18 protein-coding genes are annotated in these 13643 nt (G+C 49.7%); 6 read left to right on the forward strand and 12 right to left on the reverse strand.

The features are described 5' to 3' along the window. Positions 1–5: 5 nt before the first annotated feature. From ACHZCX_RS14530 to ACHZCX_RS14580, 11 genes are all read right to left on the reverse strand, one after another. Complete coding sequence (locus ACHZCX_RS14530; RefSeq protein ID WP_319587932.1) at positions 6–1181, reverse strand: TraB/VirB10 family protein; 1176 nt, start codon at positions 1179–1181, stop codon at positions 6–8. Beyond that, positions 1178–1948, reverse strand: coding sequence for a type-F conjugative transfer system secretin TraK (locus ACHZCX_RS14535; RefSeq protein ID WP_319587933.1), 771 nt, complete (start codon positions 1946–1948; stop codon positions 1178–1180). The genes ACHZCX_RS14530 and ACHZCX_RS14535 overlap by 4 nt, the downstream gene beginning before the upstream one ends. Then, entirely contained in the window at positions 1945–2520 is a 576-nt protein-coding gene (locus ACHZCX_RS14540; RefSeq protein ID WP_319587934.1) for a type IV conjugative transfer system protein TraE, read from the reverse strand. The genes ACHZCX_RS14535 and ACHZCX_RS14540 overlap by 4 nt, the downstream gene beginning before the upstream one ends. After that, positions 2517–2792 carry a type IV conjugative transfer system protein TraL gene (locus ACHZCX_RS14545; RefSeq protein ID WP_319587935.1) on the reverse strand — a complete coding sequence of 92 codons (276 nt, stop codon included), beginning with the start codon at positions 2790–2792 and terminating at the stop codon, positions 2517–2519. The genes ACHZCX_RS14540 and ACHZCX_RS14545 overlap by 4 nt, the downstream gene beginning before the upstream one ends. Positions 2793–2799: 7 nt before the next feature. Then, complete coding sequence (locus ACHZCX_RS14550; protein ID WP_319587936.1) at positions 2800–3114, reverse strand: hypothetical protein; 315 nt, start codon at positions 3112–3114, stop codon at positions 2800–2802. Between the two features lie 49 nt (positions 3115–3163). After that, complete coding sequence (locus ACHZCX_RS14555) at positions 3164–3685, reverse strand: OmpA family protein (protein WP_319587937.1); 522 nt, start codon at positions 3683–3685, stop codon at positions 3164–3166. Positions 3686–3796: 111 nt separating this feature from the next. Then, positions 3797–4252: a hypothetical protein gene (locus ACHZCX_RS14560; RefSeq protein ID WP_319587938.1), complete on the reverse strand. Its 456-nt coding sequence runs from the start codon at positions 4250–4252 to the stop codon at positions 3797–3799. After that, positions 4252–4785: a hypothetical protein gene (locus ACHZCX_RS14565; RefSeq protein ID WP_319587939.1), complete on the reverse strand. Its 534-nt coding sequence runs from the start codon at positions 4783–4785 to the stop codon at positions 4252–4254. The genes ACHZCX_RS14560 and ACHZCX_RS14565 overlap by 1 nt, the downstream gene beginning before the upstream one ends. Before the next feature lie 202 nt (positions 4786–4987). Continuing rightward, positions 4988–5845: a plasmid replication initiator TrfA gene (gene trfA, locus ACHZCX_RS14570; protein ID WP_319587940.1), complete on the reverse strand. Its 858-nt coding sequence runs from the start codon at positions 5843–5845 to the stop codon at positions 4988–4990. 119 nt (positions 5846–5964) lie between these two features. Continuing rightward, entirely contained in the window at positions 5965–6189 is a 225-nt protein-coding gene (locus ACHZCX_RS14575; protein ID WP_319587941.1) for a helix-turn-helix domain-containing protein, read from the reverse strand. A 480-nt stretch (positions 6190–6669) separates the two neighbouring features. Further along, positions 6670–7062 (reverse strand): hypothetical protein, encoded by a 393-nt coding sequence (locus ACHZCX_RS14580; protein ID WP_319587942.1) that lies wholly within the window; start codon positions 7060–7062, stop codon positions 6670–6672. Positions 7063–7148: 86 nt separating this feature from the next. Here ACHZCX_RS14580 and ACHZCX_RS14585 point away from each other — a divergent pair, with 86 nt between their 5' ends. The 6 genes from ACHZCX_RS14585 (at position 7149) to ACHZCX_RS14610 (ending at position 12268) form a co-directional block, all read left to right on the forward strand. Further along, the gene (locus ACHZCX_RS14585) at positions 7149–7772 is read left to right on the forward strand and encodes a hypothetical protein (RefSeq protein WP_319587943.1); all 624 of its coding nucleotides are present in this window, start codon (positions 7149–7151) and stop codon (positions 7770–7772) included. Between the two features lie 462 nt (positions 7773–8234). After that, entirely contained in the window at positions 8235–8696 is a 462-nt protein-coding gene (locus ACHZCX_RS14590; protein WP_319587944.1) for a GNAT family N-acetyltransferase, read from the forward strand. Between the two features lie 96 nt (positions 8697–8792). After that, a complete protein-coding gene (locus ACHZCX_RS14595; protein ID WP_319587945.1) occupies positions 8793–9362 on the forward strand; it encodes a hypothetical protein in 570 nt (189 codons plus the stop codon). A gap of 334 nt (positions 9363–9696) precedes the next feature. Then, complete coding sequence (locus ACHZCX_RS14600; protein WP_319587946.1) at positions 9697–10089, forward strand: hypothetical protein; 393 nt, start codon at positions 9697–9699, stop codon at positions 10087–10089. Between the two features lie 165 nt (positions 10090–10254). Then, a complete protein-coding gene (locus ACHZCX_RS14605) occupies positions 10255–11436 on the forward strand; it encodes a tyrosine-type recombinase/integrase (RefSeq protein WP_319585389.1) in 1182 nt (393 codons plus the stop codon). Continuing rightward, positions 11363–12268, forward strand: coding sequence for a tyrosine-type recombinase/integrase (locus ACHZCX_RS14610; protein ID WP_319585388.1), 906 nt, complete (start codon positions 11363–11365; stop codon positions 12266–12268). The genes ACHZCX_RS14605 and ACHZCX_RS14610 overlap by 74 nt, the downstream gene beginning before the upstream one ends. Before the next feature lie 469 nt (positions 12269–12737). Here the strand turns inward: ACHZCX_RS14610 and ACHZCX_RS14615 are convergent, their stop codons facing one another. Continuing rightward, positions 12738–13445, reverse strand: a complete 708-nt coding sequence (locus tag ACHZCX_RS14615; protein WP_319587947.1) for a thermonuclease family protein — start codon at positions 13443–13445, stop codon at positions 12738–12740. Between the last annotated feature and the right edge of the window lie 198 nt (positions 13446–13643).

The following is a 13643-nucleotide window of genomic DNA, read 5'->3' on the forward strand; positions in this document are numbered from 1 at the left end:
CTCGTTTACTGTTGGGCAAACTCATTGTTCTTGATGTCCCTGATCTCCAACTCCTTACCCTCGGAGATGATGACCGTGATTTTTTTGGCTGCACCGACCTCGATCACCGGGGTGGTCTGCTTCACCAGGTCGAGGTAGAAATCGCTCATGGTCTGGGCGCCCTGGGAGAGGCCGGTGCCCAGAGCGGACTTGCCGATCTGGGAGCCGTCGATGGTCGAGGTGGAGCCCAGAGCAGAGGTTGAGGTGGTCGTAGCCGATGACTTGAGCGCATCACCGGCGCCTTCGAACAGACCGGCGACAATGGCCCGGACCGTGGCCGCGCCCATGCGCGACACCACCCGGCCGGAGATCCCTACCTTGGAATCAGAATCGGTGACAAAGCCCTTCACCTGGGCATCAATCACCGCCTTGCCTTCGTTGCTCAGGCAGGAGAGCGAGACCAGCCGCACATCGGCCCGTTCCTTGTCGAGCCGGCCGACCGCCTCGGCAACCACAAAACAGCCGGAGAGTTCGGCCTTGATGTCATTGGGCAGGACCGCCGGGGTCTTGATCCGCAGCAGCAGCGGTTCCGGGCTGTTCTTGCTTGTGCCCGAAGTGGCCGCGTCAAAGCCGGTCAGCAGGTTAGCCTCCATGAATGAGGGCGGCAGGTACACGGTCCGGCCTTTCTTCTTGGTATCCCCTTTGGGCAGGCTATCGTTCTTGACCACCGTGATCTTGCCGACCCGCTTTTTGTCCTTTTGATTGGAGGCAGGTGCGATATGCGGATTCTCCTCACCTCCGGCCACAGGTTGCTGCAGGGGCGGAGGAAAGGCAGCCTTGCCGCGTTCGATCTCGCCGGCTTCGGGTATCTTGGGCAGTTCTTTTTCCCTGGCAGCTTTCTGATTGCTCCTTTCAGTCGCTTCGAGATCCTTCCGGCCCCGTTCCAGATCCCGTTGCATGGTGGAGACATGCCCCTCAAGCTCTTCCAGCTTGCGCCGGTACTCGCGGACAATGGTCTTCTCCATCAGATCCGGGTCAAGCCGGGTATTCTGGCCGCGTTCATTGCTTTGGTTGGGCGGGTGCGTCGATCTGGAGTTGTAGCCGGTCACCACCAGCACCAGGAGGACGGCGCCTATCAGCGACCAGATGACGATCTTCTTCCGTGCCGGTGTGAGCCGATTGAACCGTTCCTTGATCTTCATGGCTCAACTCCGCCATCAAGGGTGGCCATGGTTGCGGCAGGCACATCTTTGCGTTCCACCACAAAGACCCGGGTCGACTGCTTGGGCTTGAGGTTGTGCTGTTCGATGGCCACCGCCAGAATCGGGTTGCCGACAGCGGCAGCGAGAAAGGTCTTCTCGGCCAGCTCCAGATCCGTGGTCGACCGGGAGGTGGCCTTGAAGGACTTGAGCCGCAGGCCGACGCCTTCAATCTCGACCACCTGCTGCCGGACGAGGTCAAGGTCCGGGCAGAGGTGCACAGGTTGTTTCTTGTCGATCACCTGATAACTAGAAGGGAAGACGCCATCGTAGGCCTCCTGGATGAGTTGCAGCGCATGCTTCTCCAGGGGCATGTTCTTGTAGCGGGCGATGTTCTTCTCCACGGTCTCGCTCTTGGGCAGGGCAAGGCGGACCGTGACCGCATTGATCTCAGCCGGGGCACCGATGATGGTATAGACCGAGCCGTTGCAGACCGCGTAAATCTCGCTGGGCTCCTTGCTGTACTTGAGCTTGCCGGCCATCTCCTCGGCGGTGAACTTGACAAAGGCATTGTTGCCGGAGAAGTGGCCGGTCAGCCCCTTCTCTTCAGAGAAGATCAGATCGCTCATCTGCCCGGGGCAGACGATGCGGTTGATCTCCCGGGCTGAGAGTTCCACCATGGTGGGGACCTCGGCAGGAACGCCTTCGCCTGAAAAGGCTTGGCCGGTGGTCAGCAATAAATAGCCGATGGAAAGGCACAATCTCTTCATCGTTCACTCCTCTCTTCTCCGGATTGTTCCTTCTCCTTGAAGGCCAGCAGGGAAAACCGGCCGTCACGAATCTGGTAGTCGAGGAAATAGGTTCGGGTGGTGTTTTCCAGTCGAGAGTTGCCGGTGTACTGCTTCAGATCGCCAAACACCTCGATGCGGTTGTCCTTCATGGTCAGAATCTGCGGATAGAACACCGAGCTGACCTGGGACTCCTCGATCCGGCCGGCCAGCGAGTACCAGAGGGTGGAAGCCTCGGGGTAGGACTCGGGGGCGTAGTAGACCAGCAGTTCGTTGAACTGTTTGCGTGCCGTACTGGGCGAATAGGTGGTGGCCAGGGAAACGATCCGCCGGCCGATATCCTGGATGTAGGCCTCCGTTGGTTTGCCCTGGACAAACTCCACCGTGCCGGTCATCTGCGGCGGGATGAGGATCACCTTCTGATAGCGTACCGCCCGGTAGGCCATGAAGGAGGTGAACATCAGGCAGACGGTCAAGGCGATGACCACAAACTGGAGTAACCGGTTGTGGGCAAAGAGGTTGCTGCTGTGTTGCACATAGGTGTTGAGTTTCACTCGTGGAACTCCTGTTCAAAGTAGCCGGGGTAGTTTTTCATCTGCAGCAAGGCGCAGGCATAAAGCAGGTGCTTGAGAAATCCTCTCGGCTTGCTCCGTTTGGTTCGGATATAACCGTACTGGATGCCAACAAAGACGATCCAGGCCAGGCCCCCGTAGATCAGGGCCACCGTGAGGGTGAACAGAAAAATGGCCAGCTCATCGACCTCAAACCATAGCACCTGGAAGGGTCGGGATAGGTACTGGGGAAATTTTCGGGATGAGCCGGCCATGTTCCCCTCAGCAGATTAAAGCGCCAATGGTCTCGACCACGGTGTTGGCCCGGAGCAGAAAAGCCCCGCCCAAAACCACACCGGCCGCCGGCAGGATCATCTGCCGGATGGCAAGGATGGCAGCCACGCACATACAGGCCACCCCGCCGGTGAAGCCCACCGGGCCAAGCAAGATCTGGTTGACGCCGATGTCGTAGAGGTCATAGGCAAAGGAGCCGGTCGCCGGCACGGTCATGGCCAAGGCATTGCCCGCTCTGATCAGGGAGAGCAGTACGGCGGCCATCCAGGTTGCCATGTTCAAACGTTTGCGGAAGCGTTTCATCTTAGTCTCCTCCAAAGAGATTTTTTGAAGTATCTGCCGTTCAGGCAGGTTAAGGCTGAATGATGGCGAGTTCTACTCGCCGGTTGTTGGCCAATTCAGTTCCAGGTAGCGGGTAATACGAGCCCTTTCCTTCGACCTTCGAGACGGTGAAACCATTGGCACGAAGAACCACGGCCACCTGTTCCGCCCGCTGCTGGGAGAGGATACGGTTGCGATCTTCCGTCCCCAGCGAACAGGTGTGCCCGGTGACGATCAATCCAGCCTCCGGAGCAATGTTGCATTGGGCCAGGGCTGCCAGTAGAGATTCTTGCTCGGTCTGCGACAGCTCAGTGCTGCCGAGTTGGAAATGCACCACCGGAAGCACACAACCATCCTTGGCCTTTGCGGTCCTTTCCTCGCACGCAGGCTGGCGGTGGTTGGGTGTGCTGGTAAGGATGAAGGTCTCCCGGTCAGCCAAGCGCACGGTCTCGCTCAACAGAGAAAAGCGCTCCTGTCGAATCTCCCTTGCGGTAAGCAGGGAGGCGTTGAGAAGCAGGCCAACCATCAATATGCAGATCATCTGAGCGTTCATAGTTTCCTCACTCTCTTTTTTCCGGGGTGGTGACCTTTTTTGGGCAAAAAAATGATGCAGGTGCAGTCTTGCCGGGTTGGGTAATTGCCAATAAACGTTGTTTCTTATTTCTTAGTTTGTGCTTCGTAAGAGTTCGGACTGGTCCGATTTTTTCTTTTCCCGATGCCGGGCGACCTGCGCTTGGGTGCGAATTTTTCGTATCCGAATGATTTGATGCGTGGTCAGTTCGAACCGAAAGGTGGTCTGGATTTCTTCGATGACCTGCTGCAGGGAGAGACGGTTCCCTGATTTCTGGTTGAAGTAGCGGGAATAGGCATAGCGTTCCCATTTCGAATTCAAGGCCACGGTCTGCACAAATTTTTTCCTCGCATTGACCGACATCCGGGAGATCTGCGAGCGAAGGACAGCTTTGTTGCCCCAGACCTGTTCCATTAGCTGCAGGCCGATCAGATCTTCTTGGGTGAGCGGTTCCTGGATGATGGCCGCCCGCTTCAGGAGCAGCAGGATCTTCCTCGGAATGGGTGATTGTTGTGCGTATTTGGTGATGGTGGGGCAGTCGTTGTTCATCAGGCGGCCTCGGTGAGTTGAAGAAGGGTGTGGTTGAGAAGACGGCAAACCTGGCGTCGGCTGACCTTGAACTGATGAGCCGCCTCCAGGGTGGTAACTGGCAGCTCTTGCTGCAGTATCCAGGAGCAGATCTCCCGTTTTCGACCATCGATCACCTGCAGGGCTTCTTCGATCTCACAAGGATATGGTTCGGGGAGGTATTCCTCTTCTTCCCGAGAGGCCGTGCAAAGCAGGTAGTCGTGCGCAGAGTGTACCGGTTGGACACCGGCTGCCATTTTGAGGCAGTGCGTTTTAAAGATGACCCGGAAGAAGGGAGTCAGCTTCTGGGGAGAATTTTTCTGTTGCACCACGATCAGTGCGTGAACAGCAGCCATGGTTGCCTCCTGAAACAGGTCGTCCTCATCCGCCGCCATGTACGGGAGATAGGGTCTCGCCACCCAGTGGACAATTCGCATGTGGGAACGGACCCATCCAATGGCTGCTTGCCAGATCTCGTGGTTGGCGGTTGACTGGTTGGCGTTCGGAGCGTTCATGGTGCGACCGGGGCTTTTCGCCCTTTTCTTTTATGATTAAAAAAAGATTAAAGATGATTAGAGGGTCTGCCGGCCCCGAAAAAACCCTTGTTTTTGCAAGGGGTTGGAGGCGAAAAAAATTGAGCAACTGTGAGTGCTATGCCCCCAAAATGTGAGTGCTATGCCCCCATTTTTGTGAGTGTAATGCCCCCGGGTGTGAGTGCTATGCCCCCTGAATGTGAGTGCTATGCCCCCCAGGTGTGAGTGCTATGCCCCCTCTCTCCAGAGGTGACTGGGAGAGGCGAACCACGTTCAACTTGTCTTCCTGATCAATTGCCCAACCCAGAATTGCGCCGGCCTCAATCAATTCGTTCATGGCGGTTCGCAGGCTCCGGCGAAAGTCAACCAGGCGAGCGCACTCCGACCCGCACAGGTGCTTCAATGTGGTGATTTTCACCGGATAGGGCATTCTGTGACTCGCGTAAAAGCCATGCAACCACTTGGCGAGATCGGTCTTGAGTTGCAGCCTTTGTTGCCACTGCACCTGGGTCCATCCGACATCGAAAAGACCAACCAATTTGGGATTGATCCTGATGATGTAGGACTGGTCTTCATCGCTGAAGTAAAATTCGTCGACCAATGAACCGGCATAGGAGAAAGTCCCTCTATGAAAGCCCTGTTTAAGGTTGACTTTGATCTCCACGGCGGTGGCTGTCAGTCGTCGGAGTGAATCCTTGAGCCACTCCCGCCCTGATTTACCGCCTTGGCGTCCTATGGCCGCAAGAAAGGGCTTCACCTTGATACGGAGAAATTGTCGCTTCTCCGGGGCAGGTTCACGGGCCTGAAAATGAAGCGCTTGCGCCAATACGTCGAAATCGCCCTGGTCCAATCGCCATCCGGTGTATTGGATCGTCACCCCCTTGAGCGATGCGATGAGTTCCTTTTTGACGGCTTTTCGCCGTCCCCTTTTAATCACCCCGAACAGAGCGGAACGCAGGCATATATTGGGGATGCCGCGAGTCTTCTCCGGCCAATCGGGTAATAGAGGGATTTGTTCAATAGCTTGTATCTTCTGTCGCATCTCCGGTGAGAGGGAATCAAAGCATCGATGCTGGAGAAGGTTGCTCGCCTCTGGTTCTGTTGGAAAGAATTCGTGTGAAATAACAGCCTCCTTTCTTAAAATTGTTGGGATGAAGAGGGTTACCGTTCACGAATCTCGATGGTTCGACGCGGCCTACCTGCTTTCACCGCTCGAATGCGCTTGCTCTCAAACCAGGTATTCAGGTCTGCCTCCAGGATCAAAACGGTTTTACCTGGCTTGTAAGCCGCCAGATCACCTCTCTTGATTGCCCGATGAATGGTGTGATAGCTGCATTTGGCGAGTTGAGCCGCTTCATCGATCGTGATGGACGTGTTTCGTATCATTGGCACATACCTTGTGAACTGCTGCGCGAATCTGGTCAGGAGTGCCCCAGATCCAGATAACCTTGCTGATACCGGTGACCATTTCGAGGCGAACCGCCACCGCTTTCGGGCAGGGCCTTCTGCCGTGGAGGATATGGCTGAAAAAGTCGGGCGATATTTCCGCCCGGAGGGCAAGCTGCTTTTGGGTGATCCGCTCTTTAGTTGCACTCATAGTCAACTATTTGGATTAAATTTTAGGTGACGTCAAGAAAAATATAACGACAATATACTGTTTTTATTGAATAAATTGAGCAATTGCTCAAGTGATGAGCATGTGCTCAATTTTTCACCATGCATTTCTACGCAATCATTGCCCCAAAGAAGGCAACGCAGAGGGGCTGATTGCTGATGCGAAAAATTGTTGCTATGGGGAAAAGGTGGACTGGGTTTGAATCTGTCCGTTGTCCTTCATGAGATCGTAGGCAAATGTAGCGAACTTGCCTATAATGTCGTCTTTTGCAGGGTCGCAACTGGTTGGAATAGGAACGATTGTGGCCTGGAACGCGTCCATCTTGATATTTTTGCCAGGAACAGGAACGTGTATGCATTTTCCTGGAACGACGAAGAAATATGCAGGTGAGCCGTCCATCTTTGCAGCGGGCGGTTCAGGTGATGGCGGTGAGCCTTTTTTCCTTTTCCGGTATTCTCGCCAGTAATCGGGATGGCGTTCCCGCCATCGTTTCTGACAGTCGATCTGGTTTTGTCGGTAATCGGGATCAGTGGCTCTTTTTTTTCGCTGCCATTCTCTTTTTCTTGCTCGCTGGCAGTCAGCACGGTTGCAGTATTGTTGGTTGGGGTTCCTTGGGTTTGCAGGTTTGATTCGTCGACAAGCATTGCAGCAGAAGGATTTCATGGCAACGGTTTCCTCAAACGCTATTGCGCTATAGGTTTAAAATGACGAGCAAAATTAGGCTCGCGCCATGAGATTTAAACCAAACGCCAATACCGAAGAATATGCAACCCCCTCACATTTTCGGCCCAGACGTATTCTCGGCTTTTATTTATTGAGCAAATGCTCTATCGTTTGTGACATGAATAACGCAATCGCAGAGCAGTTCCGGGCCGCCTTGAATTTCTTGCTTCATCAGGAGGGAAGAGGCGCCCAAGTGCGCCTTGCCGGGGCACAGAACATTGATCGAGGCTATCTCAACGCTGTCACCAAGGGGAGAAAGCCGGCGGCCGAGGAGATCCGTCTCAAAATTGCCGATCACTTCGGCATAACGTATGAAGCGATGCTCACCCTCGGTCGGGCGGTTGAGGAAGGGAAGGTGGTACAGGGCCAAGGACTTTCACGGCTTGGGCCTTCAAATGACGCACAATCCAGTGGTGAGAGGCATGATCAGCCTTCGGATAAAACGAAATCCGAAGCCTTGCAGCGTTTTTTGGAGGTACTCCACTCTGAAACTGAGTACAGCAACCTCTTGAATGAAATGACCGATGCCTTCTACCGCGCCATGAAAGCAAAGCAGGAAACTTCACATATGGTTAGGAGGTTGGAAATGCTGGAAGAAAGATTGGGAAAATTGGAATCGTCATCCGATTAGGATAGAGAAGAAAACAACGAAGAGGGCTGTTTTCGTTGATATGTAGAAATTGAGATTCAATCTGCACGCCACGTATTTTGGTTTCGATCAAATCTGAAAAATACTCAAAAAAAGATACGCGGGGATAAGGTCAACCTTTTCGTTTCTCGGTCTCACTGTCGATAATCAGGAAAAATATTGCCCGACTTTCCTGCCTCGTGGGGAAAGAGCAGTTTGTCTTTTGACTTTGTCATATTGATACAATGTATGTTGCTCAATCCATCAGCGTTTTGATATTATGTTGTTTTATGAGTTGACTCCAGCTTGTTTAAAATTCGGAAAATTGGCTTAATAATACTGTTAGATTATTGAAAAAAACATCTAGATAAAATTATGGATCATTTGAATAGTGATAATTTGGAATACGGTTTACTAACAACCAGATTAGAAACTTAAAATATGATCTGGTCTCAAGAAAAGAACATGATCATTCTTGTCAATAATCTATCCGACCATCAAGAACGGGTTCGAGCAAGAAAAATAGGTCAAATAGCGAATCGTGAATTGCAACATGATGGGCCGATCTATCACGAAAGTGAGTCAGCTGATTCTAGAGATATCCATCTCTATCTTTATGTTTCCGATGTAAGAGTTGTGGGTTTTGCAATTTTTGAGAAAAGAGATTATGTTTCGAAATATACGTGGGATGAATATGATAAAAAGATTGAAAAAGAATTAAAAGAACACAGTCCCATATGGTCTCTTGGGTTAATTTGGTTTCATAAAAAATATCGAAAAACCGGGGTTGCAACTCATTTATTTCAAATTTGCCTGAATCATCTTAAAATCGGAATTAATGATATCGGATTGTACACACCATTCACTAAAGAGGGCGAAGCTTGGGCTAGAGCTACCTTCGAGAAGGAATTTATTATTGCAAAATAAAAAAATCTAACCAGGCGCTCAACAACGCTCCGTTGCACTCCGCTCGGACCCGGCAAACAACGCCGGGCCGGTTAGCTCAACGTTCGGAAAACAAACATGATCTCTAAGAAACAAGTCGACGCTGCAGTCGCTTCTGCAAAGGAGGCGATCCGACCAGATGCGGACCTATCATGGGTCACACGCTCAGCACTGATGGAGAGAGCATATTTTTTGGGTTTGTATGCAGGGCTGAGGAGCATCGCAAACGAGGATGATCTTCGAGGACTGGTTCTCAAAACTATCACCAACACAATGTTTTCGAGGAATGGAGATGATTTTTTTACGTCGACATCCCTTGGAAAAGTCTTCAACGCGCTTCAACACGAAATTCTTTATGCCGAGCGACAGATCGTGAACCCAGAATCTATCGACTCGCTTCGGGTCGGGATAGAAGAGATCGATCATCGATGGAAGTATAACGTAAATGAAGCGGAAGAACTGACTGAAGCACTCCGGCGAACGATTCAAGCGTCCACGGTTACGGGCGTCGCAAGCCCTACGACCGACAGGGAAGAGCGCGATTTTCGCCATCGTTGCTGTCAAATGCTGCAGCATTTGGAGAAATGTATTCGGTTTCTTAGTTTGCCTCAAACAGACCACCGGAAGTGGAGGTCCTTTGACGAATAACTGCCGAACAAGGCGGTGGTGAACAACCGGCTACCCGCTCTGAGTCGAAATGACCATCGTAACTATAACCCTTAACCCTGTTGCGGAGTGGCGCTCCCGGTATCCGGTGCCACACCTCGACGTTAAAAGTCAACATTGCTCTGAAACATGTTGACCGGCTTCCCTCACTCGCTGGAAAAGAGCAGTTTGTCTTTTGACTTTGTCATATTGTAACCATGCTGCTTGGTCAAACATGTAAAATTTTGATATTGTTTTGTTTTCTTGCTTGACCTTAGTTGGTTAATTGTTCGGTAAATTGGCTTAATAACACTGTTAGAAGTCAAAGGAGCCGTAAATGGGTATTTCCAACATAAAAACCATATTTGTCTCATTACTGGCTATATCAATGGTTGCGTGCGCATCTGGATCGGCAATCGTAACTGGAACTAAAAGAACGCCATTGGAACCAAGCCAGGTTAAACTGTACTTAGAGTCACCAGCTAAGTTTGAGGTCATAGGTATAGTTAATGCGTCAAGTGATGCTGGATGGACCGAACAAGGATCAGTGGATTACGCTGTACAAGAACTCAAAAATCAAGCGGCAAAGCTTGGTGCAAATGGAGTTTTATTGGGCGCTACTGGTGAGAGCACATCAACAGTCGTAGGTGGTTATGGAACGGGATATATGTATGCTATACCAGTTACAGCTAAGACTGTTTCAGGTAAAGCTATATATGTCAGCGAATAAGACTTCTAACAAAGCCATCAAAAGCGACGCCAAAAAAGCGGCGCGCTTTATGGCAACGTTAAAAGTCAACATTGCTTAAGTATATACGTAATAAAATTGAGACCGAGAAAGTGATAAAATACGGTTGTCAAAATCCTGTTTTTTCGAAGAGAGAAGGAGGATGTGATGGCCAATTCACTCGATTTTTCGAACAATTATTACCCCACTGAATGGCTTAGTTCGGTTTACTCAACCAACCATTCTTTATTCATTCCGCTTCAGGATAGCCCCATTTTTGAAGCTGAATCATTACAAACATTCTCCTTTCCTAGCGCCGGCGCTCTCTATTTTCACCAACCCAGTGAAAGACGGAGAGCACTCAACAGGGCTGCAGACAGATTAGAAGCAAGTAGCCTCCCTGGTTTTGAGTACGTCGTTTCGTATCTTTACAGCAAATACCGTAGTAATCACTCGATATCCTCGATCAGGCAGACAGGCAGGACTCTTTATTCCTTTTTGTTGTTTTTCAATGGGTTAGGACGGCACCATATTGAGCAGATCAGCAGGAAAGATATTGCTCAATACGTCGAGCGGGAGCAGGAGCGTGGGTTAAAGATCAACTCAGTCCGTCAGCACCTGCATACGGTATATTCCTTCCTCAATTATCTGGTCAGAAACGATATACTTCCCGCAGATATACTGCTGAAAAAGATCCGGTTGCGACTGCCAGAGATTCTCCCCAAAGCAATTCCAGCAGAAGATGTGGACAAAATTCTCCAAACTGTAACTAACACCAGGGATCGAGCTCTTATCCTTTTACTCCTTCATACAGGGATGCGAATAGGCGAGCTCCTCAACCTCCGGTTGCCAGATATCGTACAATCAGAACGAAAAATTTTATTGTACGTCGGCGAGAAAAATTTACACGGTAGGGTTGTCTATTACGGCAACACAGCAGAGAAGGCACTGAACGCGTGGCTGTCGATCAGAGACCCGGCTAATGAATACCTTTTCTACGGTTACAAGGGGAAATCACTGTCCTATGCAGGAGCGCGGAAGATGATGAAAAGCGTTATTCACAAAGCCGGACTTGAACACAAAGGGTACAGCCTCCATTCTTTGCGACATACCTACGCAACTAATATGCTGAATGCTGGATTACGAGTGGAAGTTTTACAGCAACTTCTGGGGCATCTGAACATTGACATGACACTGCGATATGCAAGGATATCGAACTTTACACAGGAAGAAGCCTACTTCAAAGCTATGGCAGTTATTGAGCAGGGAGGTCGCCATGAATATGACAGAGTCAATCCTGAATTACAGGCAGTATTTGAAGAGAAAAAATTTTTCTCCTCTCACGATTAAAAACTATCTTCACCGCTTGCAGCGATTTTTCAGTTGGGTTTCAACGGCTGTTGAATTGACGACTGTGGCGGAGATTAGATTGTATATTGACTACTTGCTTGAAAAACGTGTAGCCCCACGTACCATCAACTGTCACCTGTCGAGTATCCGGCTGTTTTATGATTATCTGGTAGATGAGGAGAATATCATCCTAGAAAATCCAGTTATCGGAGGTCTCCTGCTCAAGGAATCACGACCGCTTCCCAGATATTTAACCGATAATGAGGTAGAGGGATTTTTTAGATTCGTTTCCAATAAGCGGGATTTTGCAATTTTTATGCTGATGCTCCGTTGTGGTTTACGGGTTAACGAAATTGCGAATTTATCTCTCGATTGCATTGATTACAGACGCAGCCGGATAATGGTCAGAAATGGTAAGGGCGCAAAAGATCGGATAGTTTTCATCAGTAACGATGCAGCTAGTGCTTTGGCGGTCTATTTGCAACACAGGTCTGTGACAAAGGAAAGTCGAATATTCCTGGCTGAAAAAGGTCGGTGTCGTGGCAAGCCCATATCGGTTCGCGCGATACAGAAACGAGTAGAATACTACGCAAAAATTAGTGAGATTCCTGTTACCTGTCACAGGTTTCGGCATACTATGGCAACACAGCTTCTCAATGCCGACGCAGACTTGGTGAGCATTCAGGAAATTCTAGGTCATACTAAGATCAAAACCACTCAGCGTTACAGTAAGTTGTCAAATCTGAAAGTACAGCAAGATTACTTCACAGCCATGGAAGTGATCACTGAAAGGGCTTTGGGCAATCCGCTAGAAGAGAGTTCGAGGTCATAATCCGCTCTGCCAAAGCCCAATTCCTCCGACGAGCAATAAGTAGAGGCCCATTCTCGGAATCAGACTTTGACAGAGCTACCATCGAGGTGGCAAATAATCTTGACAGATCATATGTGAAGGGTAGAGAATAGACGCAAGTAACAGATTAATCTAAAAGGAAAAATAGGATCTGTTACGTATATAGACTGTCAACCTTGACTGCGAAACAGCAAAGAGAATGCTATCTCTTCCATTTTTAGCTAAACGCAACATAACGTACCAATCTGGCTGCTAACATGCGTTCTCGTCAATTCTACGCACTTCTCGCACGGAAATGATTCATGGTTTTCACATAACCCGCACGGCGTATACATTGCTGCAACAGCTTCCAACTTTGATCCGAAAGACGATGTGCAGTTCTTGCAGTTGTAAGCCTTGCACCCAGGTGCTTGGAATTTCATGCCGGTAACGTTGCCATGAAATATCCTTTTTACCTGACACATTCTTTATGCGCCCTATAGCCAGCATTTATGGCTTCTTGGGCTGATTTCAATCTCACTGTACAGTTCTTGCAATTGTAATCAACGCAGCCAGGGCCATGAAAAACATGGCTATTGACGTTGCCGTGATATTCAGCTGATCCAGTTGGTAAAGCTTGAGGGTTGCCAGACGGTAATGCAACGCCTGCTGCACTGCTGCTTCCACCGCTTCGCTGCTCGTGTCTGAATTCCCAAGGAGGTACAGGGTTGGCATCTGCCCACAACCCTTTATGTGCAGCCTTCGCAGCTTCTTCTAGCTTCAGCCAGTCATAGCAAAAACTTTCCTCACAATATTTCCGATACATCCAGCCAAACCCTTGGGCGACAATCTGTTCATTCAAATTGATGTCATCCGCGTACACCATGGCCACGGTTCTACCATAGTGGTCTTTAGTTATTGGCTCTACACGTACCTTCCTCCCTGATAACATTGATGAGGTGAAATCTTTGGCTTCTTGGCCGAATGCTTGACTTTTTTCAGGGGTATCAATTCCAAAAAAACGAATTTCTAGTGATTTCCATGTACCAGACACAATGATTGTGTCACCGTCAGTAACAGAAACAACTTTAGCGGTGATGGTTTCCGCCTGCGAGGAATCGTTGAAAGCAGGAGATAATACTAATGAAATTAATAAGAAAAGGATGTTGAGTAGTTTCAATTTTATTTCCTCGTGGATTCGCCAGCTACTTGAATCAGTTCTGTGGCAGGGTGCGGGTTTCTTCCGCATTGGCGTGAATGAAATGGGAATAAAGAAATTATATCGTTTGATTGCTGCTTGTCAAAATATAATTGGTTGCATATTTAGTAAAAATTTGAAAACAGTATCAGTTAAATTCTGTTATGCTAACAGTCAGGG

The sequence above is a fragment of the uncultured Desulfobulbus sp. genome (assembly GCF_963662935.2).
In the GTDB taxonomy this organism is placed as follows: Bacteria; Desulfobacterota; Desulfobulbia; order Desulfobulbales; family Desulfobulbaceae; genus Desulfobulbus.

Bases quoted from the DNA above. Each gene is read 5' to 3' on its own strand.
- ACHZCX_RS14530 (WP_319587932.1), bottom strand. From the start codon at position 1,181: ATGAAGATCAAGGAACGGTTCAATCGGCTCACACCGGCACGGAAGAAG.
- ACHZCX_RS14535 (WP_319587933.1), bottom strand. From the start codon at position 1,948: ATGAAGAGATTGTGCCTTTCCATCGGCTATTTATTGCTGACCACCGGC.
- ACHZCX_RS14545 (WP_319587935.1), bottom strand. From the start codon at position 2,792: ATGGCCGGCTCATCCCGAAAATTTCCCCAGTACCTATCCCGACCCTTC.
- ACHZCX_RS14550 (WP_319587936.1), bottom strand. From the start codon at position 3,114: ATGAAACGCTTCCGCAAACGTTTGAACATGGCAACCTGGATGGCCGCC.
- ACHZCX_RS14555 (WP_319587937.1), bottom strand. From the start codon at position 3,685: ATGAACGCTCAGATGATCTGCATATTGATGGTTGGCCTGCTTCTCAAC.
- ACHZCX_RS14560 (WP_319587938.1), bottom strand. From the start codon at position 4,252: ATGAACAACGACTGCCCCACCATCACCAAATACGCACAACAATCACCC.
- ACHZCX_RS14565 (WP_319587939.1), bottom strand. From the start codon at position 4,785: ATGAACGCTCCGAACGCCAACCAGTCAACCGCCAACCACGAGATCTGG.
- trfA (WP_319587940.1), bottom strand. From the start codon at position 5,845: ATGCGACAGAAGATACAAGCTATTGAACAAATCCCTCTATTACCCGAT.
- ACHZCX_RS14575 (WP_319587941.1), bottom strand. From the start codon at position 6,189: ATGATACGAAACACGTCCATCACGATCGATGAAGCGGCTCAACTCGCC.
- ACHZCX_RS14580 (WP_319587942.1), bottom strand. From the start codon at position 7,062: ATGCTTGTCGACGAATCAAACCTGCAAACCCAAGGAACCCCAACCAAC.
- ACHZCX_RS14585 (WP_319587943.1), top strand. From the start codon at position 7,149: ATGAGATTTAAACCAAACGCCAATACCGAAGAATATGCAACCCCCTCA.
- ACHZCX_RS14590 (WP_319587944.1), top strand. From the start codon at position 8,235: ATGATCATTCTTGTCAATAATCTATCCGACCATCAAGAACGGGTTCGA.
- ACHZCX_RS14595 (WP_319587945.1), top strand. From the start codon at position 8,793: ATGATCTCTAAGAAACAAGTCGACGCTGCAGTCGCTTCTGCAAAGGAG.
- ACHZCX_RS14600 (WP_319587946.1), top strand. From the start codon at position 9,697: ATGGGTATTTCCAACATAAAAACCATATTTGTCTCATTACTGGCTATA.
- ACHZCX_RS14605 (WP_319585389.1), top strand. From the start codon at position 10,255: ATGGCCAATTCACTCGATTTTTCGAACAATTATTACCCCACTGAATGG.
- ACHZCX_RS14610 (WP_319585388.1), top strand. From the start codon at position 11,363: ATGAATATGACAGAGTCAATCCTGAATTACAGGCAGTATTTGAAGAGA.